21 protein-coding genes and 1 pseudogene are annotated in these 21999 nt (G+C 71.2%); 3 read left to right on the top strand and 19 right to left on the bottom strand.

From position 1 onward, the window contains the following. Nucleotides 1-6: 6 nt before the first annotated feature. The 17 genes and pseudogenes from HAV40_RS14090 to paaA form a co-directional block, all read right to left on the bottom strand. Nucleotides 7-2478, bottom strand: coding sequence for an NADH-quinone oxidoreductase subunit G (locus tag HAV40_RS14090; RefSeq protein WP_166381407.1), 2472 nt, complete (start codon nucleotides 2476-2478; stop codon nucleotides 7-9). A gap of 2 nt (nucleotides 2479-2480) precedes the next feature. Next, nucleotides 2481-3797 (bottom strand): NADH-quinone oxidoreductase subunit NuoF, encoded by a 1317-nt coding sequence (gene nuoF / locus HAV40_RS14085; RefSeq protein WP_166381406.1) that lies wholly within the window; start codon nucleotides 3795-3797, stop codon nucleotides 2481-2483. Nucleotides 3798-3823: 26 nt separating this feature from the next. Then, nucleotides 3824-4516 (bottom strand): annotated as a pseudogene (gene nuoE, locus HAV40_RS14080) (NADH-quinone oxidoreductase subunit NuoE); the annotation flags it as partial. After that, complete coding sequence (locus tag HAV40_RS14075) at nucleotides 4513-5838, bottom strand: NADH-quinone oxidoreductase subunit D (RefSeq protein ID WP_166381405.1); 1326 nt, start codon at nucleotides 5836-5838, stop codon at nucleotides 4513-4515. The gene HAV40_RS14075 and the pseudogene nuoE, both read right to left, overlap by 4 nt. A gap of 55 nt (nucleotides 5839-5893) precedes the next feature. Then, nucleotides 5894-6529: an NADH-quinone oxidoreductase subunit C gene (locus tag HAV40_RS14070; protein WP_239086045.1), complete on the bottom strand. Its 636-nt coding sequence runs from the start codon at nucleotides 6527-6529 to the stop codon at nucleotides 5894-5896. Further along, nucleotides 6526-7182, bottom strand: a complete 657-nt coding sequence (locus tag HAV40_RS14065; RefSeq protein WP_166381403.1) for a NuoB/complex I 20 kDa subunit family protein — start codon at nucleotides 7180-7182, stop codon at nucleotides 6526-6528. Before HAV40_RS14065 ends, HAV40_RS14070 begins: the two co-directional genes overlap by 4 nt. 1 nt (nucleotide 7183) lies before the next feature. Further along, a complete protein-coding gene (locus HAV40_RS14060; RefSeq protein WP_166381402.1) occupies nucleotides 7184-7552 on the bottom strand; it encodes an NADH-quinone oxidoreductase subunit A in 369 nt (122 codons plus the stop codon). A 78-nt stretch (nucleotides 7553-7630) separates the two neighbouring features. Further along, entirely contained in the window at nucleotides 7631-8899 is a 1269-nt protein-coding gene (locus HAV40_RS14055; protein WP_166381401.1) for a geranylgeranyl reductase family protein, read from the bottom strand. A gap of 186 nt (nucleotides 8900-9085) precedes the next feature. Next, nucleotides 9086-9307, bottom strand: coding sequence for a hypothetical protein (locus tag HAV40_RS14050; protein WP_166381400.1), 222 nt, complete (start codon nucleotides 9305-9307; stop codon nucleotides 9086-9088). Between the two features lie 49 nt (nucleotides 9308-9356). Continuing rightward, a complete protein-coding gene (locus HAV40_RS14045; protein ID WP_166381399.1) occupies nucleotides 9357-10052 on the bottom strand; it encodes a demethylmenaquinone methyltransferase in 696 nt (231 codons plus the stop codon). Between the two features lie 54 nt (nucleotides 10053-10106). Then, a complete protein-coding gene (locus tag HAV40_RS14040; RefSeq protein ID WP_166381398.1) occupies nucleotides 10107-10928 on the bottom strand; it encodes a hypothetical protein in 822 nt (273 codons plus the stop codon). A gap of 174 nt (nucleotides 10929-11102) precedes the next feature. Then, complete coding sequence (mqnC, locus tag HAV40_RS14035; RefSeq protein WP_166381397.1) at nucleotides 11103-12293, bottom strand: cyclic dehypoxanthinyl futalosine synthase; 1191 nt, start codon at nucleotides 12291-12293, stop codon at nucleotides 11103-11105. Nucleotides 12294-12411: 118 nt separating this feature from the next. Continuing rightward, a complete protein-coding gene (locus HAV40_RS14030) occupies nucleotides 12412-13461 on the bottom strand; it encodes a 2Fe-2S iron-sulfur cluster-binding protein (protein WP_166381396.1) in 1050 nt (349 codons plus the stop codon). A 10-nt stretch (nucleotides 13462-13471) separates the two neighbouring features. Continuing rightward, complete coding sequence (gene paaD, locus HAV40_RS14025; RefSeq protein WP_166381395.1) at nucleotides 13472-13942, bottom strand: 1,2-phenylacetyl-CoA epoxidase subunit PaaD; 471 nt, start codon at nucleotides 13940-13942, stop codon at nucleotides 13472-13474. A gap of 28 nt (nucleotides 13943-13970) precedes the next feature. Next, the gene (paaC, locus tag HAV40_RS14020; RefSeq protein ID WP_166381500.1) at nucleotides 13971-14648 is read right to left on the bottom strand and encodes a 1,2-phenylacetyl-CoA epoxidase subunit PaaC; all 678 of its coding nucleotides are present in this window, start codon (nucleotides 14646-14648) and stop codon (nucleotides 13971-13973) included. An 8-nt stretch (nucleotides 14649-14656) separates the two neighbouring features. Beyond that, on the bottom strand, nucleotides 14657-14941 hold the full coding sequence (gene paaB / locus HAV40_RS14015; protein WP_166381394.1) for a 1,2-phenylacetyl-CoA epoxidase subunit PaaB: 285 nt from the start codon (nucleotides 14939-14941) through the stop codon (nucleotides 14657-14659). Next, entirely contained in the window at nucleotides 14938-15963 is a 1026-nt protein-coding gene (gene paaA, locus HAV40_RS14010) for a 1,2-phenylacetyl-CoA epoxidase subunit PaaA (RefSeq protein WP_166381393.1), read from the bottom strand. The genes paaB and paaA overlap by 4 nt, the downstream gene beginning before the upstream one ends. Nucleotides 15964-16177: 214 nt before the next feature. On the opposite strand from paaA, the gene HAV40_RS14005 reads away from it, so the two are divergent. Both HAV40_RS14005 and HAV40_RS14000 read left to right on the top strand, forming a co-directional pair. Further along, a complete protein-coding gene (locus HAV40_RS14005; RefSeq protein WP_166381392.1) occupies nucleotides 16178-17179 on the top strand; it encodes a hypothetical protein in 1002 nt (333 codons plus the stop codon). A 51-nt stretch (nucleotides 17180-17230) separates the two neighbouring features. Next, the gene (locus HAV40_RS14000) at nucleotides 17231-18172 is read left to right on the top strand and encodes a hypothetical protein (protein WP_166381391.1); all 942 of its coding nucleotides are present in this window, start codon (nucleotides 17231-17233) and stop codon (nucleotides 18170-18172) included. A 163-nt stretch (nucleotides 18173-18335) separates the two neighbouring features. Here HAV40_RS14000 and HAV40_RS13995 read toward each other — a convergent pair whose 3' ends face one another. Both HAV40_RS13995 and HAV40_RS13990 read right to left on the bottom strand, forming a co-directional pair. Next, complete coding sequence (locus HAV40_RS13995; protein WP_409364949.1) at nucleotides 18336-19184, bottom strand: menaquinone biosynthetic enzyme MqnA/MqnD family protein; 849 nt, start codon at nucleotides 19182-19184, stop codon at nucleotides 18336-18338. A 76-nt stretch (nucleotides 19185-19260) separates the two neighbouring features. Continuing rightward, nucleotides 19261-19830: an ArsR/SmtB family transcription factor gene (locus HAV40_RS13990; RefSeq protein ID WP_239086046.1), complete on the bottom strand. Its 570-nt coding sequence runs from the start codon at nucleotides 19828-19830 to the stop codon at nucleotides 19261-19263. 133 nt (nucleotides 19831-19963) lie between these two features. On the opposite strand from HAV40_RS13990, the gene HAV40_RS13985 reads away from it, so the two are divergent. After that, a complete protein-coding gene (locus HAV40_RS13985; RefSeq protein ID WP_166381390.1) occupies nucleotides 19964-21991 on the top strand; it encodes a HelD family protein in 2028 nt (675 codons plus the stop codon). Nucleotides 21992-21999 lie beyond the last annotated feature (8 nt).

The raw sequence follows: 21999 nt of genomic DNA, 5'->3' as shown, positions 1-21999 counted from the left end.
CGAGGATCATTTGCTTCCTCCGCTCACGGTCACGACCGCACCCGCGTCCGCGCCCAGCGTGCGGCGCAGCGTGGAACCCGGGGAGTTGGTCGGCACCCAGACGACGTCATCGGCGATCTCGGTGATCGCGGCCGGCAGGGTGATCGCACCCCGCGCGGTCCCGACGGTCACCGGGTCGCCGTCGGCGACACCCAGCGCGGTCGCGCGGGCCTTCGACAGGCGCACCACCGGCGGGCGGGCGGTGCCGGCCAGCACCTCGTCGCCGTCGGTGAGGCTGCCCAGGTCGATCAGCTGCGCCCAGCTGGCCAGGATCGCCTCGTTCTGCTTCAGCGTGGGCGCGGCCGCGCCCGTCTCCGCCGGTGCGGCCGGGCGCTGCGCGCCGGTCGCGGGCAGGCTGCCCAGTTCGCGGCGCACCGCGAGCACGTCACCGGTGCCCAGCGTGACACCCAGGCGGGCGGCCAGCGCGTCGAGCACCCGGGCGTCGGTCAGCTTCGCACCCGTGTTCGGGGTCTCCAGCGCCTGCTCGTAGGTGCGCAGGCGGCCCTCCCAGTTCACGTACGAGCCCGCCTTCTCGGCGGGCGCGGCGACCGGGAACACCACGTTCGCGCGCCGGGACACGGCGCTCATCCGCAGTTCCAGCGAGACCAGGAAGCCGACCTTGTCCAGCGCTTCCTCGGCGGCCTTCGGGTCGCTCAGGTCGGCCGGGTCGACGCCCGCCACGACCAGCGCGCCGAGCTTGCCCGCGGCAGCCGCGGCCAGGATCTCGTCGGTGTCGCGGCCGGTCTTGCTCGGGATGACGCCCGCCGCGACGCCCCAGGCCGCCGACAGCTCGGCCCGTGCCGCCGCGTCGGCGACCGAACGGCCACCGGGCAGCAGCGTGGGCAGGCAGCCCGCGTCGACCGCGCCGCGGTCACCCGCGCGCCGCGGCACCCAGGCCAGCTTCGCGCCGGTGCGCGCGGCCAGGGCCGCCGCCGCGGAGAAGCCGCCGCGGACCGTCGCCAGGCGCTCGCCGACCAGCACGATCGTGCCCGGCTCGACGCCCTCCAGGTTGGACAGCGCCGCCGGCTCCTGGCCGGGCACGCAGGCGACCAGCGTCGCGCCGGCCTTCTCCGTGCCGCGGGTCAGGAACGGGGCCACCGAGGTGACCTTGAGCTTGCCCTTGGCCGCCGCCTTGCGCAGGCGGAGCAGGATGATCGGGCTCTCCTCCTCCGGCTCGAAGCCGACCAGCACCACGTGCTTGGCCTGCTCCAAATCGGTGTAGGTGACCGCCTGCTCGCCGACGACCGACGACGCCAGGAACCCGGCCTCCTCCGCCGACAGCGGGCGGGCCCGGAAGTCGATGTCGTTGCTGGCCAGCACGATCCGGGTGAACTTCGCGTACGCATACGCGTCCTCGACGGTCAGCCGGCCGCCGGTCAGCACGCCGACGCCGTACGCGCCGTCCCGCGCCGCCCGCAGGCCCTCGGCCGCGACGGTGATCGCCTCGGTCCAGGAGGCCTCGCGCAGCTCGCCGGTCTCCTTGTCGCGCACCAGCGGGGTGGTGAGCCGGTCGAAGGCGGTGGCGTAGCGGAAGCCCCACCGGCCCTTGTCGCAGTTCCACTCCTCGTTGACCTGCGGGTCGTTACCGGCCAGCCGGCGCAGCACCTTGCCGCGGCGGTGGTCGGTGCGCATGTCGCAGCCCGACGCGCAGTGCTCGCACTTGCTCGGCGAGGACACCAGGTCGAACGGCCGGGCACGGAAGCGGTACTGCTCGCTGGTGAGTGCGCCGACCGGGCAGATCTGGATCGTGTTGCCCGAGAAGTAGGAGTTGAACGGGACGTCGCCGGACTCCGGGTCGTCCTGGTCGTAGGCCAGCTCGTCGATCGTGCCGTGCTCGTGGGAGTGCCCGAACGAGGCGTCGCGGTAGATGCCGATCTGCTCGGCCGACGACCGGTCCATCAGGTCGATGAACTTGTCGCCCGCGATCTCCTCGGAGAACCGGGTGCAGCGCTGGCAGAGCACGCAGCGCTCGCGGTCGAGCAGCACCTGCGCCGAGATGTTGATCGGCTTCTGGTACTCGCGCTTCTCCTCGCGGAAGCGCGACTCCGGGCGGCCGACCTGCATCGCCTGGTTCTGCAGCGGGCACTCGCCGCCCTTGTCGCACATGGGGCAGTCCAGCGGGTGGTTGATGAGCAGCAGCTCCATCACACCCTCCTGGGCCTTGCGGGCGACCTCGGAGGTGAGCTGCGTACGCACCACCATGCCGTCGGCGACCGTCTGGGTGCACGAGGCGACCGGCTTGCGCTGGCCCTCCACGTCCACCAGGCACTGGCGGCAGGCGCCGGCCGGGGCCAGCAGCGGGTGGTCGCAGAACCGCGGGATGTCGATGCCCAGCCGCTCGGCGGTGCGGATGACCAGCTCGCCCTTGGGCGCGGTCACCTCGATGCCGTCGATGGACAGGGTGACGGTGTCGGTGTGCTTCTGTACTTCCTGGCTCATAGTCAGTGCGCTCCTGCCAGGGCGTGGGCGCTGAGCTTCGGCGCCTTGCGACCCTCGATGTAGTCCAGGTAGTCCTGCTTGAAGTACTGCAGGGAGGAGGTCACCGGGCTGGTCGCGCCGTCCCCGAGACCGCAGAAGGAGCGGCCCAGGATGTTGGCCGCGGTGTCCAGCAGCGTGTCCAGGTCCTCGAGCGTGCCCTCGCCGGACAGGATGCGGCGGTAGACCCGCACCATCCAGTAGTTGCCCTCGCGGCACGGGGTGCACTTGCCACACGACTCGTGGTGGTAGAACTCCAGCCACCGGTACGTCGCGTAGACCGGGCAGTCCTGGTCGCTGAACAGCTGCACGGCGGTGGTGCCCAGGATCGAGCCCGCCGCCGCGACCGACTCGAAGTCCATCGCGGTGTCGATGTGGTCACCGGTCAGCAGCGGCGTCGACGAGCCGCCCGGGGTCCAGAAGCGCAGCTGGTGGCCGTCCTGCATGCCGCCCGCCAGCTCGATCAGCTCGCGCAGCGTGATGCCCATCGAGCACTCGTACTGGCCCGGGTTCTTCACCCGGCCGGACAACGAGTAGATCATCGGGCCGGACGACTTCTCGGTGCCCATCGTCTTCCACCAGGCGGCCCCGCCCAGCACGATGTACGGCACGCTGGCGATGGTGCCCACGTTGTTGACGACGGTGGGGCTGGCGTAGAGGCCGTGCGTCGCCGGGAACGGCGGGCGCAGCCGAGGCTGGCCGCGGAAGCCCTCCAGCGAGTCCAGCAGCGCCGTCTCCTCGCCGCAGATGTACGCACCCGCGCCCGAGTGCACCACCAGGTCGAGGTCGTACCCGGTGCCCAGGATGTTCTTGCCGAGGTAGCCGGCCTTGTAGGCCTCGGCCACCGCGTGCCGCAGCCGCCGCGCGGCCTGCACGGCCTCACCACGGATGTAGATGTAGGCGCGGTTGGCGCGGATCGCGTACGAGGCGATGATGACGCCCTCGACCAGCGAGTGCGGGTCGTGCGACATCAGCGGCAGGTCCTTGCAGGTGCCCGGCTCGCCCTCGTCCGCGTTGACGACCAGGTAGTGCGGCTTGCCGTCGTTCTGCGGGATGAAGCCCCACTTGAGCCCGGTCGGGAAGCCCGCGCCGCCGCGGCCGCGCAGACCGGAGTCCTTGATCAGGGCGATCAGGTCGTCGGGGTGCACGGCCAGCGCCTTGCGCAGGGCGGCGTAACCGTCCAGGCGCTCGTACACGTCGAGGCGCCAGGCGTCGGGGGACAGCCAGCGCTTGGTGAGGACAGGGGTGAGCTTGGCCAGGGTGCCGGCACTCGGAGTGCTCACTTCGCCGCCTCCTTCGAGGGAGTCGGGATGGGCGTGTTGATGTCGAAACCGGCCGGGCTGATCCCGTGCTGCTGCGCCAGGCGTACGCCGCGCAGGGTGGAATCTCCCGCCGGGCCGTCGGCGACCGCGCCCTCGCGCTCGTCGGCGAAGCCCGCCAGCTGCAACGCCGTCTCCTTCAACGAGCACAGCCGCGCGCCGCGGGTCGGCATCGGCCGCTGCCCGGACTTGAGCTTGCCGACCACGTCGAGCGCGCTCTCCGGGGTCACGTTGTCGAAGAAGTCGTAGTTGACGGTGAGCACCGGGGCGTAGTCACACGCGGCGAGGCACTCGGCGTGCTCCAGCGTGATCTTGCCGTCCTCGGTGGTCTCGTCGTGGCCGACGCCCAGGGTCTCCGACAGCGTGTCGTAGACCTCCTGCCCGCCGAGCACGTTGCACAGGGTGTTGGTGCAGACGCTGACCAGGTACTCGCCGGTCGGGCGGCGCTTGTACATGGTGTAGAAGGTGGCGACCGCGCCGACCTGGGCCTTGGTCAGGTTGAGCTGCTCGGCGCAGAACGAGACGCCGGCCGGGGAGACGTACCCCTCGACCGACTGGACCAGGTGCAGCATCGGCAGCAGTGCCGAGCGCTCCTTGCCCTCCGGGAAGCGCGCGACGATCTCGCGCGCCAGCTCCCGGGTCTTGTCGTCGAACACGTCCACCGACTTCTGCGGCGCTGTCATCGGTCACACCCACCCATCACCGGGTCGAGGCTGGCCCCACCCGCGATCACGTCCGCCAGCAGGCCGCCCTCGGCCATGGCCGGAATTGCCTGCAGGTTCACGAAGCTCGGCTCCCGCATGTGCACCCGGAACGGCCGGGTGCCCCCATCCGAGATCACGTGCGCGCCCAGCTCGCCGCGCGGGCCCTCGATCGGCACGTACACCTGGCCCGGCGGGACCCGGAAGCCCTCGGTGACCAGCTTGAAGTGGTGGATCAGGGACTCCATGGACTGGCCCATGATGTGCGCGACGTGCTCCAGCGAGTTGCCCAGGCCGTCGTTGCCGAGCGCGAGCTGCGCGGGCCAGGCGATCTTCCGGTCCTCGACCATGATCCGGCCGGGCTTGAGCCGGTCCAGCGCCTGCTCGATGATCTTCAGCGACTCGCGCATCTCCGCCAGGCGCACCAGGTAACGCGCGTACACGTCACCCTCGGGCTGGGTCGGCACCTCGAAGTCGTAGGTCTCGTAACCGCAGTACGGCATGGTCTTGCGCAGGTCCCAGGCCAGGCCCGAGCTGCGCAGCACCGGGCCGGTGACGCCGAGCGCCACGCAGCCGGTCACGTCCAGCACCGCGACGCCCTTGGTGCGGGCGGTCCAGATCGGCTGGCCGGAGAGCAGATCCTCGTACTCCTTGATGCGCTTGGGCATGAAGTCGAGGAACTCGCGGATCTTCGCGATCGCGGTGTCCGGCACGTCCTGCGCGACGCCGCCCGGGCGCACGTAGGCCATGTTCATGCGCAGACCGGTGATCATCTCGAAGATGTCGAGGATGAACTCGCGCTCACGGAAGCCGTAGATCATCATCGACAGCGCGCCGAGCTCCATGCCGGTCGTCGCCAGCCACACCAGGTGCGACGAGATCCGGTTGAGCTCCATCATCAGCACACGGATCGTGTTGGCCCGGTCCGTGATCTGGTCCTCGATGCCCAGCAGCTTCTCCACCGCGAGGCTGTACGCCGTCTCGTTGAAGATCGGGGCGAGGTAGTCCATGCGGGTCACGAACGTGGAGCCCTGCGTCCAGGTGCGGTACTCCATGTTCTTCTCGATGCCCGTGTGCAGGTAGCCGACGACGAGGCGGGCCTCGGTGACGGTCTCGCCCTCCATCTCCAGCACCAGGCGCAGCACGCCGTGCGTGGACGGGTGCTGGGGACCCATGTTGACGACGATCCGCTCGTCGTGCATCGGGTCGACACCCGAGACGATCGAGTCCCAGTCGCCGCCGGTGACCGTGAAGACCTTGCCCTCGGTCGTCTCGCGCTCCTGCGCGTAACCAGCGTTGCTCATCGGTGCCTCCTGATGGTGGCGCTTGCGGTACTCCGCTTCGCTTCGTTCCTCGCGCTCACCGGTAAGCCCTCCGGCTGTCGGGCGGCGGGATCTCGGCGCCCTTGTACTCGACCGGCACGCCGCCCAGCGGGTAGTCCTTGCGCTGCGGGTGGCCGTCCCAGTCGTCCGGCATGAGGATGCGGGTCAGGTTCGGGTGACCGTCGAAGATGACGCCGAACATGTCGTAGGTCTCCCGCTCCTGCCAGTCCGCGGTCGGGTAGACCGTGGTCACGCTGGGCAGGTGCGGCTCGGCCGCGGTGACCGCGCACTCCAGGCGGATGCGGCGGCGGTACGTCATCGAGGTGAGGTGGTACACCACGTGCAGGCGGCGCTCCTCGGCGATGTAGTCGACCCCGGACACCGACGAGCACAGCTCGTAGCGCAGCGACATGTCGTCGCGCAGGATCTGGCACACCTCGGCGATCTTCGCCGGGACGATGTGCAGGGTCAGCTCGCCACGGTCGATGACGACCCGCTCGATCGCGTCGGAGAAGCCCGGGTAGGCCTCCTCCAGCGCGTCGACGACCTCGTCGTACCAGCCGCCGTACGGCCGGGCCGCGTCGAGCTGCACCGGCCGATTGCGGACCAGGCCGCCCATGCCGGAGGTGTCACCGGTGCCGGTGACGCCAAAGAGTCCTTCAGGCTGAGTCACCGGTGGTTCCCCCGCTCCATCCACTTGGTGATCCGCAGCTGCTCCTCGCGGCCCTCGGCGGCGGCCTGCTCCCACTCGGCGCGCAGCGCCTTGTTGTAGCGGTAGCTCGACGGCATCGCGCCCGGCGCGACCACGGGCCTACCCTCGCGGGCTTCTTTCGCGGCCAGCATCTTGCGGCCACCGGCGCCCAGCGGCTCGGCGAGGATCTTGTCGTGCAGCTTGAGGATCGCGTCGAGCAGCATCTCCGGCCGCGGCGGACAGCCCGGCAGGTACATGTCGACGGGGACGATGTGGTCCACGCCCTGCACGATCGCGTAGTTGTTGAACATGCCGCCCGACGAGGCGCAGACGCCCATCGACAGCACCCAGCGGGGCTCGGGCATCTGGTCGTAGATCTGGCGCAGCACCGGGGCCATCTTCTGGCTCACCCGGCCGGCCACGATCATCAGGTCGGCCTGGCGGGGCGACGCCCGGAAGACCTCCATGCCGAAGCGGCCCGAGTCGAATCGGGCCGCGCCGGTGGCCATCATCTCGATGGCGCAGCATGCCAGGCCGAAGGTGGCGGGCCAGAAGCTGGCCTTACGGGTCCAGTTGACGAGCCCCTGAACGGTGGTGAGCAGCACCCCGGAGGGGAGCTTCTCTTCGAGTCCCATGTCAGTCCCAATCCAGGCCGCCGCGACGCCATACGTAGGCGTACGCGACGAACACCGTGCCGATGAACAGAAGCATCTCGACGAAGACGAATGCCCCCTGGAACGCGTCGAAGGTGACGGCCCAGGGGTACAGAAAGATGATCTCGATGTCGAAGACGATGAAGAGCATCGCGGTCAAGTAGAACTTGATCGGGAAGCGCCCGCCGCCGATCGGCTGCGGGGTCGGCTCGATACCGCACTCGTAGGCGTCGAGCTTCGCCTTGTTGAAGCGGCGGGGTCCGATGAAGGGCGCGGCCGTGACCGAGAAAAGCCCGAAGGCCGCGGCCAGCGCGAAGAGCCCAACGATGGGCACGTACGCGGAGAGCGACACCTGCCTACGTCCTTTCTTCCCGGTTGATAGTGTTTCGCCTGCTTGCAGCTCGGATTATGATCCTCGCCCCGCGGCCCGCTACACCGCGGGTGCCACGCGGGACATGGCATTGATGATCCGGTCCATGGAGTCGCCGCCCCGCGGATCGGTGAGGTTGGCCAGCAGCTTGAGCACGAACCGCATCAGCGTGGGATGCGGCATGCCGTGCTTCGTCGCCACCTTCATGATCTGCGGATTGCCGATCAGCTTCACGAAGATCCCGCCGACGCGGTAGTAACCGCCGAACCGGCGCTTGAGCTCCGTCGCGTACGCCTGCAGGGCCAGCTCCCGGGCCGGGCCCGCCGGGCGTGCGAGTGCCTGGATCAGCACCTCCGCCGCCAGCTGGCCGGACTCCATCGCGTACGCGATGCCCTCGCCGTTGAAGGGGTTGACCATGCCGCCCGAGTCACCCACCAGCATCATCCCCCGCGTGTAGTGGGGCGTGCGGTTGAAACCCATCGGCAGGGCCGCGCCGAGGATCTTGCCGTCGGCGTTGGCCTCGGTCAGACCCCACTCCTCGGGGGTGCTGCCGATCCAGTCGGTGAGCATCGTGCGGTAGTTCGTCGCCTGGTAGGCCTTGGAGGAGTTGAGCACGCCCAGGCCCACGTTCACGCGGCCGTCGCCCAGGCCGAAGATCCAGCCGTAGCCGGGCAGCTGCGCCGCCCCCGCCTCACGGCTGCGCAGTTCGAGCCAGGACTCCAGGTAGTCGTCGTTGGCCTTGACCGGGCTGTGGTAGTAACGGCGCACCGCGACGCCCATCGGGCGGTCCTCGCGCTTGGCCATGCCCAGCGCGAGCGCGAACCGGCCGGACACGCCGTCGGCGGCCACCACCAGGTGCGAGCGCAGCGTCCGGTCGCCATCGGGCGTACGCACCTCGACGCCGACCACGCGGCCGTCGGTGTCCAGCACCGGGCCGGTCACGTTGTGGCCGGTGCGCAGGTCCGCACCCGCCGCGACGGCCCGCTGGGCGAGCATGTCGTCGAAGTCCATGCGCGTGCGCACGAGGCCGAAGTCGGGGAAGCTGGCCAGGTCGGGCCAGTCCAGCTCCAGCCGTACGCCGCCGCCGATGACCCGCAGGCCCTTGTTGTGCAGCCAACCGGCTTCGGGGCTGACGTCCACGCCCATGTCGATCAGCTGCTTGACCGCGCGCGGGGTCAGCCCGTCGCCGCAGACCTTCTCCCGCGGGAACTCGGTCTTCTCCAGCAGCAGCACCTTCGCACCATGCTTGGCAAGGTGATAGGCAGCGGCGGAGCCACCGGGACCGGCTCCAACGACGATCACATCCGCATCGACATCGGTCGGTGTCATGCTCACCTCCACCTCGGCCTTAACGCTCGTTCGGGGCTCGTGAAAGTCTTCACAAGCTAGTCCGGCGTGCAGTCTAGAACTGCGTCAAGGACCCGTAGTGGTTAGGTGAACCTAACTGCACATTCGGCCCGGCCGCGCTCCCAGCGCGCGACCAGGTCCGCAGGCAGGGCGGACGACACGGCACCGTCACGGCGGTCCGGGCTGGGGATCCGGGGTCGGCTCGGGAACCCGGTCCGGATCGGGATCGGGCGGCACGCCGGGATCCGGGGCGGGCGGCGGGGCGGGATGCGTCGCGCCCCGGGCAGCCGACCTGCGCCGGGCCGCCTCCTCCAGGTCGGCGACGCGCACCGGCGGTTCGCCGAACCCGCCGCCGAGTACGCCGATGACCGCGCTCTCGTCCTGCCGCATGGTTCGATCCTGCGGCGGCGGGGCGCGCCGTGTCCGGCGAACGCGGGGATCAGGCGGGCTTGACGGCCTTGTGCAGCGCCACGATGCCGCCGGTCAGGTTCCGGTACTTCACCTGCGACCACGAGTTCTCGCCGATGATCTTCGCGAACTCGTTCTGGTTCGGCCACGCCCGGATCGACTCGGCGAGGTACACGTACGCCTCGGGGTTGCTGGACACCTTGCGGGCCACCGCGGGCAGCGAGCGCATCAGGTACTGCAGGTAGACGGTGCGGAACGCGCCGTTGACGGGGTGCGAGAACTCACAGATCACCAGGCGGCCGCCGGGCTTGGTGACCCGGGCCAGCTCCCGCAGCGCGGCCGGGGTGTTCGCCACGTTGCGGATAACGAACGACGTGGTCACCGCGTCGAAGGTGGCATCGGGGAACGGCAGCGCGAGCGCGTCCCCGGCGACCAGCGGCACGTGCGGCCGGTCCCGGCGGCCCACCGCCAGCATGCCCAGCGACAGGTCGACGCCGACCACGTACGCCCCCGAGCGGGCCAGTTCCTCGGTGGATACACCGGTGCCCGCGCCCAGGTCGAGCACCTTCTCGCCACGCTTGAGGCCCAGCGCGGACCGGGTGGCGCGCCGCCAGCCCTTGTCCTGGCCGAACGACAGCACGGAGTTGGTCTTGTCGTACTTCTCCGCGACGCCGTCGAACATGGCGGCGATCTCGTACGGCTCTTTATCCAGGTCTGCGCGGCTCACATCGCCACTCTGCCAAACGCCGTCCAGGCGCGCTGCGGCGGCCGCCACACTGCGCTACCGGATCACCTGGGTCGCGTCCATGTCGGGGCCGCCGTCGTCATCGTCGTCATCGTCGCGACCGGCGCGTACCCGCCACAGGTACACCGCGCCACCCAGGCCGACCAGGCCTAGCAGGACGACCCCGAAGCCGACCAGCATCATCCCGCTCACCAGCGAGTCGCCGGAGGAACCCGGCTCCGACGGCGCGGCCACGACCGGGTCCGTCGACTCCTCGGCCCCCGGCTCCTCCGTGGTCTCGGGGGTCTCGCTCGGGGTCGCCGACGGGCTCGCCGACGGCGACGCGGAGGGCGACGGCTTCACCGACGGCTTGGGCGACGCGCTCGGCGGCACCGGCTTGGTGACCCCGTTGACCACGACGTTCGTGGCGTTGTTGCCCTTCTTCGGGTCGCAGCCGCAGGCCACGGTGAACGCGCCGGGCGCGGTGATCTTGCCGTCGATCCGCAGGTCGAGGTTGCGGCTGGCGAACTCGCCGGGCTTCTTGAGGGCGATCTCGCCACGCCATCCAGCCGCCAGTTGACAGCGGGCCGTCGTGCGGGAAGCGTTGAACTGGCAGTTCGTCCCGCCGTTCGCCCGGACGATCACTGCGCCGGCCGGAGCGCGGTAGGTCAGCGTCACGGCGTCCATCCCGATCGGATCGGGGCCGTTGTCGGCGATGCCCACCGACACGCTCACGGTCTGCCCGAGGCCACCGTTCGCGTCGTCGCTCGACCGCACCTTGAGATCGGCGTCGGCCGCCCACGCGGGGGATGCGACGAGGCCCAGCCCGGCGACCAGTGCCGTCAGCACCGTCGCGAGCCTGATCACGTGCCGTTTCATCGCCGTCCTCCCACGAATCGCCAACCCTGGACGGTATCCGGGCGTCGGGGTGGCGGCCCATAGGCCGATCAGTCACGCACCGCGTGGGGATGATCACGATTTCGGGTCAGAAAGTGAGGTCCGACTCCACTTTCTGACCCGAAACGGCGATCTTGGCCAGGGCGCGGCGACCGCTCAGCGGGCCTCGACCAGGGGGAGCTGGCGGCCGACGCCGCCGCCCTCGATGGCGATCGAGGAGAAGTGCGAGGTCACGCGATCGTCCGTCGGGTCGTCCTCGGGGGTCCAGTGGACCCGGAGGTGACGGTAGAGGGTGTCGCGCTGGGCCGGGATGCGGCCGGCGGTGCGGATGAGCTGGATCAGGTCGTGCAGGTTCGAGCGGTGCTTGGCACCGGCCGAGGAGATGACGTTCTCCTCCAGCATGATCGAGCCCAGGTCGTCCACGCCCATGTGCAGCGCGACCTGGCCCACGTCCTTGCCGGTGGTCAGCCAGGAGGCCTGCAGGTGCGCCACGTTGTCGAAGAACAGCCGGGCCACCGCGATCAGGCGCAGGTACTCCAGCGAGGTCGCCTGCGTACGCCCCTTGAGGTGGTTGTTCTCGGGCTGGTAGGTCCACGGGATGAAGGCGCGGAAGCCTCCGGTGCGGTCCTGCACGTCGCGGATCATCGTCAGGTGCTCGATGCGCTCGGCGTTGGTCTCGCCGGTGCCCATCATCATGGTCGCGGTGGACTCGACGCCGTGCCGGTGCGCCACCTCCATGGCCTCCAGCCAGCGCGCGCCCGACTCCTTGAGCGGGGCGATCGCCTTGCGCGGGCGGTCGGGCAGCATCTCCGCGCCCGCGCCCGCGATCGAGTCCAGCCCGGCTGCCTTGATGCGGACCACGGCCTCCTCGATGGAGACGCCGGAGACCTTGGCCATGTGCAGGATCTCGCTGGGCCCGATCGAGTGGATCATGAGCTGCGGATACGCCTGCTTCACCGAGGCGAACAGCGTCTCGTAGTAGTCCACGCCGTACTCGGGGTGGTGGCCGCCCTGGAGCATCACCTGGGTCGCGCCGAGCTCGACCGCCTCGCCGCAGCGGCGCAGGATCTCGGCCGTGTCGTGGGTCCAGCCCTCGCTGTGCTTGGGGGCCCGGTAGAAGGCGCAGAACTTGCACGCCGTCACGCACACGTTGGTGTAGTTGATGTTGCGATCGATCAGGTACGTGACGACGCCGTCCGGGTAGCGGCGGCGGCGCACCGCGTCCGCGGCCTCACCGAGCGCGTGGAACGGCGCGTCGGTGTACAGCAGCAGCGCCTCCTCGGAGCTGATCCGGCCGCCGTCCGCGGCCCGCTGCACGATGCTGTCGATCTCCCGGTTCGCAGTCACGCCCCGAGACTATCGGGTCGCCGCCGTGCCGGAACTGGCTGGTCCGTCACACACCCCGCCGCCACCGGCCGTGACCGGGGAAGACGTCCCCGATGATCGGGAACGACGGATCTGTCCGTCAGGCGTCGAAGTCGAGCACCAGCGCCTCGCTCGTCGGGCTCGACTGACAGGTCAGCACGTATCCTGCGGCCAGCTCGTCGGGCTCCAGCGCCCAGTTGGCGGCCATCTGCACCCCGCCGGAGACGACCTTCGCGCGGCAGGTCGAGCAGACCCCGCCCTTGCACGCGTACGGCAGCTCGCCGCGGTGCCGCAGCGCCGCGTCCAGCACCCGCTCGGAGCGGTCCATGGTGAAGTCGGTCGACCGTCCGTCCAGGAGGATGGACACCTCGACGTCGCCGCCCGTCACGTCGACGACCGCGGGCGCGACCTCCTCGGCGTGGAACAGCTCGACGTGCACCTTGCCCTTCGCGTCGGCCGCCGCCAGCGCCTCGCGCGCCGCGCGCACCACGCCCAGCGGCCCGCACAGGAACCACTCCTGCACCCCGGCCAGGTCGAACTCGCGCAGCAGCGTGGTCACCCGGTCGGCGTCCAGCCGCCCGGACAGCAGCTCACTGGGCTGCATCTCGCGGGAGAGCACGTGCACCAGCTGCAGCCGCCCCGGGAAGCGGTCCTTCAGGTCGGCCAGCGCGTCGGCGAACATCACCTCGGCCGCGCTGCGGTTGCCACAGAGCACCGCGAACGTGCTGCCCGGCTCGGTCTCCAGCGCGGTCGACACCAGCGACAGCACCGGCGTGATCCCGGACCCCGCCACGATCGCGCCGTAGCGGCGCGCGCGGGCCGGGTCCAGTTCGGTGGTGAACCGGCCCAGCGGCGGCAGCACGGGCAGCGTCTCGCCCGCCGCGAGCCCCTGCGCCCGGGTGGAGAAGACCCCGCCCGGCACCCGCTTCACCCCGATCGTCAGCGTGCCCCGGTCGCGCAGCTGCGCGGGGGTCGAGCAGATCGAGTACGAGCGGCGCAGCTCGTCGTCCAGCCGTACGGTGACGTGCTGTCCCGGCCGGAACGCGAAGGCCTGGCGCAGCTCGGCGGGGACCGCGAAGGTCAGCGCCACCGCGGACGGGGTCAGCGGCTCGACGGCGGTGACGGTCAGCTCGTGGAAGGTCGTGCTCACAGCGGCGTGCTCACAGTTTCTTGATCGCGTTGAAGGGTTCCAGGCAGGAGCGGCAGCTCCACAGGCTCTGACACGGCGTCGAGGCGTACCGGCTGATCTGCAGCACCGGCGTCGGCTGTCCCTGGTGCGCGCAGCGCGGGCAGGTCGGTGTGCCGGACGCCCCCGGCGCGGCGATGCCGGTGCGCTCCAGCGCCGCCCAGCCCGACTCGGTGATCATGTCGGTGGACCAGGCCGGGCTGAGCACGGTCCTGACCTCCACGTCGGCGAACCCGGCACCGGCCAGCGCCGAGCGGATGTCGTCCCGGATCGCGTCCATCGCCGGGCAACCCGAGTAGGTCGGCGTGATCGTCACGACCACCCGGCCGTCCTCGGCCGTCTCGGCCCCGCGCACGATGCCCAGCTCGCCGATGGTCACCACGCGCAGCTCCGGGTCGGGCACCGCCCCGGCGATGTCGGCGAGGTCCGTCCGCACCGTCGTCATCACGCTCTCCTCCCCGGGCCGCCGGTGGTCACCACTGCGCTCCGGGATGGGCCCGGTGCAGGGACTGCATCTCGGCCAGCAGGTAGCTCAGGTGCTCGGTGTGCCGTCCGACCCGGCCGCCGTCGGGCCGCCAGCGGTCGGCGGGCCTGGTCAGCCCGGCCTCGGCGAGCACCGGTTCGACGATCGCGAGCCAGCGGTCGCGTACGCCCTCGGTCAGCTCGTGGCCGTAGGGCCACAGCGCGTCCACGGCCTCCTGCACCCGGCGGTGCGACTGCTCGGTGCCGCCGCCGAGCCGGTGCATCCACATCGTGGCGTGGTCGAGGTGGTACGTCGACTCCTTGACCGCCTTCGCCCCGATGCCCGCCGCGTGCTCGTCGGCGACGGCCGCGAGGTCGGTGTAGCGCAGCAGCTGCGCCGCCGACAGCATCAGCAGCCAGCTCATCGTCCAGCCGAAGTCCAGGTCGCCCCGGCTCGGCCCGAGCGGCAGCTCGGCCAGCAGGCAGTTGCGGAACTGGTGGTCGTCGCGCCGGTAGGCCAGCTCGTCCTCGTCGCCCACGGTGGCCAGCAGCATCCGGGCCGCGCCGAGCTGGTCGAGGGCGATGTTGGCCAGCGCCACGTCCTCCTCCAGGGTGGGCGCGCGCGACACCCACTCGGCCAGCCGCTGCGCCGCGATCAGCGCGTCGTCGCCGAGGGCCAGCAGCTCCATCCGCTCGCTCACAGGTGGGCCACACCTTCGGGCAGCTCGTAGAACGTCGGGTGCCGGTAGATCTTGTCGGCGGCCGGGTCGAAGAAGGAGTCCTTCTCGTCCGGGCTCGACGCCGTGATCTCGGCGGCGGGCACCACCCAGATGGAGACGCCCTCCTGACGGCGGGTGTACAGGTCACGGGCGTGGCGCAGGGCCATGTCCGCGTCCGGCGCGTGCAGGCTGCCGGCATGGGTGTGGGCCAGCCCGCGCCGGGGCCGGACGAACACCTCCCACAGGGGAACGTCACTGGTCACGCCATTACCTTCCTGTTCTTCTTCGCCGCGTACGCCGCGGCGGCCTCGCGCACCCAGGCGCCGTCCTCGTGTGCCCGGTTGCGGTGTGCCAGCCGCTGGCGGCTGCAGGGGCCGTCGCCCTTGACCACGCGCATCAGCTCGTCGAAGTCGGGAGACGTGTAGTCGTAGTGGCCGCGCAGCTCGTTCCAGGTCAGGTTCGGGTCGGGCAGTGTCACGCCCAGGATCTCCGCCTGCGGCACGCACATGTCGACGAAGCGCTGGCGCAGCTCGTCGTTGGAGAAGCGCTTGACCTTCCACGCCATGGACTGCGCCGAGTGGGTCGAGTCCGCGTCCGGCGGGCCGAACATCGCCAGCGACGGATACCACCAGCGGTCGACCGCGTCCTGCGCCATCGCCCGCTGCTCCGGGGTGCCCTGGGCGAGCACGTACAGCGACTGGTAGCCCTGGCGCTGGTGGAAGGACTCCTCCTTGCACACCCGGATCATGGCCCGCGCGTAGGGCCCGTACGAGCAGCGGCACAGCGGGACCTGGTTCACGATCGCCGCGCCGTCCACCAGCCAGCCGATCGCACCCATGTCGGCCCAGCTCAGCGTGGGGTAGTTGAAGATCGAGCTGTACTTCTGCTTGCCGGTGAGCAGCGCGGTGTCCAGCTCGGCCCGGCTGACGCCCAGCGTCTCCGCGGCCGCGTACAGGTAGAGCCCGTGCCCGGCCTCGTCCTGCACCTTGGCCAGCAGGATGGCCTTGCGCCGCAGCGAGGGGGCCCGGCTGATCCAGTTGCCCTCGGGCTGCATGCCGATGATCTCGGAGTGCGCGTGCTGGGCGATCTGGCGGATCAACCCGGCCCGGTACGCGTCGGGCATGGCGTCGCGCGGTTCGATCTTCTGGTCGGCGGCGATCACCGCATCGAAGGACGCCTCGCCGTCCAGCGCCCGCTCGGCGGCCTCACGCAGCGCCGCCTCGGCCTCCTCGACCTCGCCGAGCAGCCGCTCCGCGCCCGCCACCGCAGGCATACCCGTCTCCATGCGGCCAGTGTTACAGCTTCTCGCGTATCGGCGCAACAACTGTCACAACGCACTTGACTGCCGTGACCTGCGTCACTGGTGGCCGCTGGGCTGAGCGCGAGCAAGACTCGGAAATGGCAGCTCACGACGGTACGACCTACCGTTGCGGCCAATCCGGGACCACCCCATACCCGGGCGACCCACGACAATGCCGTCAACGGGAGCACTCCTCGATATGCGCCGCCGCACACCGTTCACCGCCGCGACGACCGCGCTGGGCGTACTGGTCCTCGCGCTGGTCGCCCCTACCGCCACCTCGGCACTCACCGGCTCGCACAATGTCCAGGTGAGCATCGAAGCCGGCCTTCCGCAGTCCCCGGCCGCCGCCGCAGTCCCCGAGGCGGCACCCGCCGCGGCGGCCCCGCCGACGGCGTCCTCCGACCAGACCCCCGCCGCCGCGAAGCAGCGCGCCACGCACGCCGCGCAGCGGCCCAGCCGCTCGCTGACGGCGGGCCGGGTCAACCTGACCTTCACCGGCGACTTCATCGGATACGCCATGCTCGACCGGCATACCGGCGAGATCATCGCGTCCCGCAACGCCACGCGGACCAGCAGCACCGAGTCGATGATCAAGGTGTGGCTCGTCGCCGACGACCTGCGCCGCGCGGCCGAGTCGGGGCGCACCGTCACCCCCGATGAGCTGGCCCGCGCCAGTGCCGCGATCAGGCACTCCGACGACGGCGCCGCACAGGCTCTCTACCTGGCCGGCGGCGGCAACGAGGTCGTCCAGCGGATGATCGACGTTTGCGGGCTCACCGACACCACGCTGTTCGACCAGTGGTGGAGCCGTACCCAGATGTCGCCGCGCGACGCGGTCCGGCTCGCGCAGTGCGTCGCCGACGGCACCGCGGCGGGCCCGCAGTGGACCGGCTGGGTGCTCTCCGAGATGCGCTCGGTGTCCGGTTCCACGGCCGCCGAGGAACAGTTCGCCACCACGGGCGGCGGCCGGTGGGGCATCATCGACGGCATACCCGACACCCTCGCCCGCACCCTCGCCATCAAGAACGGCTGGACGGCCATCGGCGCGGACGGCAACTGGCACCTGAACTGCCTCGCGATCAGCGATGACTGGATCATGAATGTGATGACCCGCTACCCCGTCGACAACGGCCTGCAGTACGGGGCCGACGTCTGCGCCGACGTGGCGCGACAGCTGGTGACGCCACCGGCGCCCTGACCTCGGCGGACCACCCCTCCGCACCGCTCTCCCCCCTCGGAGCTCCCCCTCATGACAGAACTGTTCACCCGTCGACGCGCGCTGCTGTCCGGCGCCGCCGGACTGGCCGCGCTGACCGGCGGCGGTTTCTGGCTGGCCTCCCGTGGCGGCGAACCGGCCGCCGCCGCCCACTGGCAGGACCCTGTCGCCTCGCCCAGCGCCTCGGCGACTCCCGAGTCCGCGGTCGCGCGCAGCGTGCCGGTCCAGCCCGGCCCGCCCGGCGTGGAGCAGGGCGCGGTGGACGTGCTGGCCGCTCCCAACCCGGGCGCGCTGGTCACCGTCAAGACCAGTGCCTGGTGGAGCTGGGCGCTGATGGACCGGAAGACCGGCAAGATCGTCGGTTCGCCGAACTTCAACCAGACCAACATGACCGCTTCGATGATCAAGGCATGGCTGGCGGCCGACTACCTGCGCCGCGCCGCCGAGGCCGGGCAGACGCCGAGCACGGCCCGGATGAACGAGATCCGCACGATGATCCGCGACAGCGCCAACGGACCCGCCTCGACGCTCTACGCGGAGCTGGGCAGGTCGGCGACGATCGCGCGCCTGATCGACGTCTGCGGGCTGACCGACTCCAAGGCCGGGGACGGCTGGAGCACCACCCGGCTGTCGGCCCGCGACACCTGCCGCATCGCGCACGCCATCGGCAGCGGCAAGGCGGCCGGGCCGACCTGGACCAGCTACCTCGTCGGCGAGATGCGGGCGGTGCGCGGCACCGGCAACTTCGGCATCCGCAAGGCCTTCCCGGCCGCCGAGCAGTCCCGCATCGCCATCAAGAACGGCTGGGTCGACCGGCAGGCCACCAGCGAGTGGAACGTCAACTGCCTGGCCCTGGGCGACAACTGGACCATGGCCGTGCTGACCCGCTTCCCGATGAGCACCGCCTGGTCCCACGGCGGCGACATCGCCAAATCCGTCGCCACCCAACTCCGCACCAAGACCGCCCTGGTCTGAACCGTCCCCATGGCCAGGGCTTGATCGGTGCCATCCGGCCCGCCCGGACATGATCGGCGTTTCGTGTCAGAACCTCTGGCTAAACCGCGGGTTTCGACCAGAGACAGCGATCAAGGTAGGCGGTGCCGCGTTCCGGGGGGCGTGGGCCGCGGGGGTCGGCGGATCAGAGTTCCATGAACTCGGGGCCGCCTTCGGGCAGGGCGGGGGCGGCGCCCGCGAGCGCGGCCCGGCGGGCGAACTCGCGCAGGCCGTTGATCTGGCGGCTGCCCAGCGAGAAGTCCAGCACGCGGAAGTACGAGGCGAGCGTGGCGGCGTCGAAGGGCTCCCAGCGGGCCGCCGACGCGGCGACCTCGTCGAGGTTGTCGACGCACAGGTCACGCGAGCGCAGGAACGCCTGGTGCACGTCCTTGACCAGGCCCGGGTGCGCGGCGGCGAAGTCGCGCCGGACCGCCCACACCGCGAACACCATCGGCAGGCCGGTCCACTCGCGCCAGGCCTGGCCCAGGTCGGTGACGGCCAGCCCGCGCTTGGGCGCCTCGAACAGCGCGCGCAGCGCCGTGTCGCCGATCAGCACCGCCGCGTCGGCCTCCAGCAGCATCTGGGTCAGGTCCGGCGGGCAGGTGAAGTACTCGGGGCTGGCGTTGTAGCGCTCCAGCAGCAGCATCTGCGCCAGCAGCACGCTCGTGCGCGAGGTGCTGCCCAGCGCGACCTTGGCCCCGTCGAGGTCCGACAGCGGCTTGGTCGACACCACGTTGACCGACAGCACCGGGCCGTCGGAGCCGACCGCGAGATCGGGCAGCAGCAGCAGTTCGTCCGCGTGGCGCAGGTACTCCACCAGCGAGATCGGGCCGATGTCCAGGTCGCCTTCGACCAGCGACCGGCTCAGCCGGTCCGGGGTGTCCTTGCGCAACTCGACGTCGATCAGGGCGCCCGAGCGCATCAGTCCCCAGTAGATCGGGAGACAGTTCAGGAACTGGATGTGCCCTACCCGAGGACGCTGCACCGCGTTCATGATCAGGGAGCCTACCCGCCGGGGGCGACCGTTCGGGGGCTGCCCACGGAAGGTGTGACCTGTGCGGCCCGCCCGGTCAGTCGACCGGAACCGCGCGTATCTGGCAGGTGACCCGCCGTGCGTCGGCGGGCACCTCCTGGCGCTGGCTCACCTTGTACGGCTCCAGCAGCTCGGCCATCTTGTCGGTGAGCGCGGTCAGCTCGTCGGCCGTGATGACGATGCCGAACTCGCTCATCAGCGCCGCGTCGAACCACTGCGTCGTCTCCTGGCTGGAGCGCGACAGCCACCGGCGCACCCGCTCGTCGCCCTGGGCGAGGAACACCCCGGCCACGGCGCTCTCCGCCGCACGGGCCTCCGAGCCGCCGTCCGGACCCACCTCCAGGGACCAGCCGCGCGTACGGGCCCGCCACACCCGCTCCCGGCCGTCGCCGCGGCTCGGCGCGTCCTCGATCAGACCCGCCTTGGCCAGCGCCCTCAGGTGGTAGCTGGTCGCACTGGGGGACAGGCCGACCATCTCAGCGCACTCGGTGGCCGTCGCGTCCTCACCGGTGGCGGAGAGATGGTCCATGATCGCAATACGGGCTGGGTGCGCCAGCGCCCGCATCACCGACGGGTCGGTGATCTTCAGCAGTCCCTCGGAGCTCACCGGTAAAGAAAATCACGTGACTGCCCGTCGATGACAGCTAGCATGGTCGGTCGATTGCGAAGGGCACTGCCGACAGCGCTTTCTACCAGCGCAGAGCCGGGCGGCCGATCTTTCTCCCGTAGAGAGGACGGCGATGACCGCCCACGCCCCGACCACCCACGAGACCCCCGCCCCCACCGGAGAGCTGGCCGCCGAGCGGGCCCACCTGGTCACCTCCCGCGCCGCGCTGAAGGCCATGCGGGAACGCGCCGAGCAGCTGTTCACCGTCGGCGACCAGGTCGCCGGGGACGCGTACACCGCCGAGCAGCTCGGCCGCCAGATGGCCCAGCGCATCAAGGAGCTGTCCGACGACCCCGCGGTGCCGCTGTTCTTCGGCAAGCTGACCATGGCCGCCGAGGAGCGCTGGCACATCGGCCGCCGCCACGTCTCCGACGCGGTCGGCGAACCGCTGGTGCTCGACTGGCGCGCGCCCATGTCGCGCCGGTTCTACCAGGCCAGCGCCCGGGACCCGCAGGAGGTCGCGGTGCGCCGCCGGTTCGGCTGGTCGCCCGCCCCGGCCGGTGGCAGCACGGCGCTGACCAGCTTCGAGGACGAGCACCTCGACCACGGCCAGGAACTCGGCACCGGCAGCGCCATCCTCACCGCCGAGATCGAGCGCCCCCGCGTCGGCCCGATGCGCGACATCGTCGCGACCATCCAGCCGGAGCAGGACGAGCTGGTCCGCGCCGACCTGGAGGACACCATCTGCGTACAGGGCGCGCCCGGCACCGGAAAGACCGCGGTCGGCCTGCACCGTGCCGCGTACCTGGTCTACCTGCACCGCGAGCGGCTGCGCCGGTCCGGTGTCATGATCATCGGGCCGAACCGCTCGTTCCTGCACTACATCTCAGCCGTGCTGCCCGCCCTGGGCGAGCTGGAGGTCACCCAGGCGACCGTCGGCGAACTGCTCGACCACCTGCCGGTACGCGCCGAGGAGGACGTCGCGGCCGCCACGCTCAAGCACGACGCCCGGATGGCACAGGTGCTGCACCGCGCCCTGTGGGCCCGGATCTCCCGTCCCACCGGCCCGATCACCGTCTCCGACGGCTCCTACCGCTGGCGCGTCGACGAGGGCGTGCTGCGCCGCGTCGTCGACGAGGTACGCCGCGAGCAGCCCCCGTACGCCCTGGGCCGGGAACGGGTGCGCGCCCGGGTGGTGGGGCTGCTGCAGCGGCAGTCCGAGGCCCGCCGCGGCGACTCCCCGCCGGACGCCTGGCTGCGCAAGATGGGCAAGGTCAAGCCGGTCGCCGAGCTGCTGGACCACTGCTGGCCCGCGATCACCCCGCAGCAGCTGCTGGCCGACCTCTACACCGATGCCGAGGCGCTGAGCCGGGCCGCCGACGGGCTGTTCAGCCCCGAGGAGCAGGAGCTGCTGCACTGGGCCAAGCCGCCGCGCAGCCTGCGCAGCGCGCCGTGGACCGCGGCCGACGCGGTGCTCGCCGACGAGGTCGCGGGCCTGCTGGACCGCCCGGCCGGGTTCGGGCACATCGTCATCGACGAAGCGCAGGACCTGTCCCCCATGCAGGCGCGGGCACTGGCCCGGCGCAGCGGCCACGGCTCGCTGACCGTGCTCGGCGACCTCGCCCAGGGCACCACCCCGTGGGCCGCCCGCGACTGGCGCGACATGCTCGGCCACCTGGGCCGCCCGGACGGCCGCATCGTGCCGCTGAGCACCGGCTTCCGGGTCCCCGCCGCGGTGCTCACGCTGGCCAACCGCCTGCTGCCCGCCCTCGACGTCGCGGTGCCCCCGGCCCGCTCGCTGCGCCGCGACGGCTCGCTGGAGGTCACCGAGTCCGCCGACGTCGCCGCCGCGGCCCGCAACGCGCTGACCCGTGAGGGCTCGGTCGGCGTCATCGCCGCCGACGCCGCCGTGCCCGCGATCGTCGACGCCCTGCGCGCCGCCGGTCTCGAACCGTCCGCCCTGGACGGTGACGGCCGCCTGACCGTGGTGCCCGCCACCCTGGTCAAGGGCCTGGAGTACGACCACGTGATCGTGTGCGAGCCCGCCGCCATCGTCGCCGCCGAACCCCGTGGCCTGCACCGCCTGTACGTCGCCCTGACCCGCGCCGTCACCAGCCTCATCGTCCTGCACACCGAACCCCTCCCCGAACCTCTGCGCTAGGAGCCGCC

Source organism: Catellatospora methionotrophica, from assembly GCF_011297335.1.
Classification (GTDB): Bacteria; Actinomycetota; Actinomycetes; order Mycobacteriales; family Micromonosporaceae; genus Catellatospora; species Catellatospora methionotrophica.
Note: the sequence above shows the minus strand (reverse complement) of the source record. Positions and strands in the feature narration are given on the sequence as shown.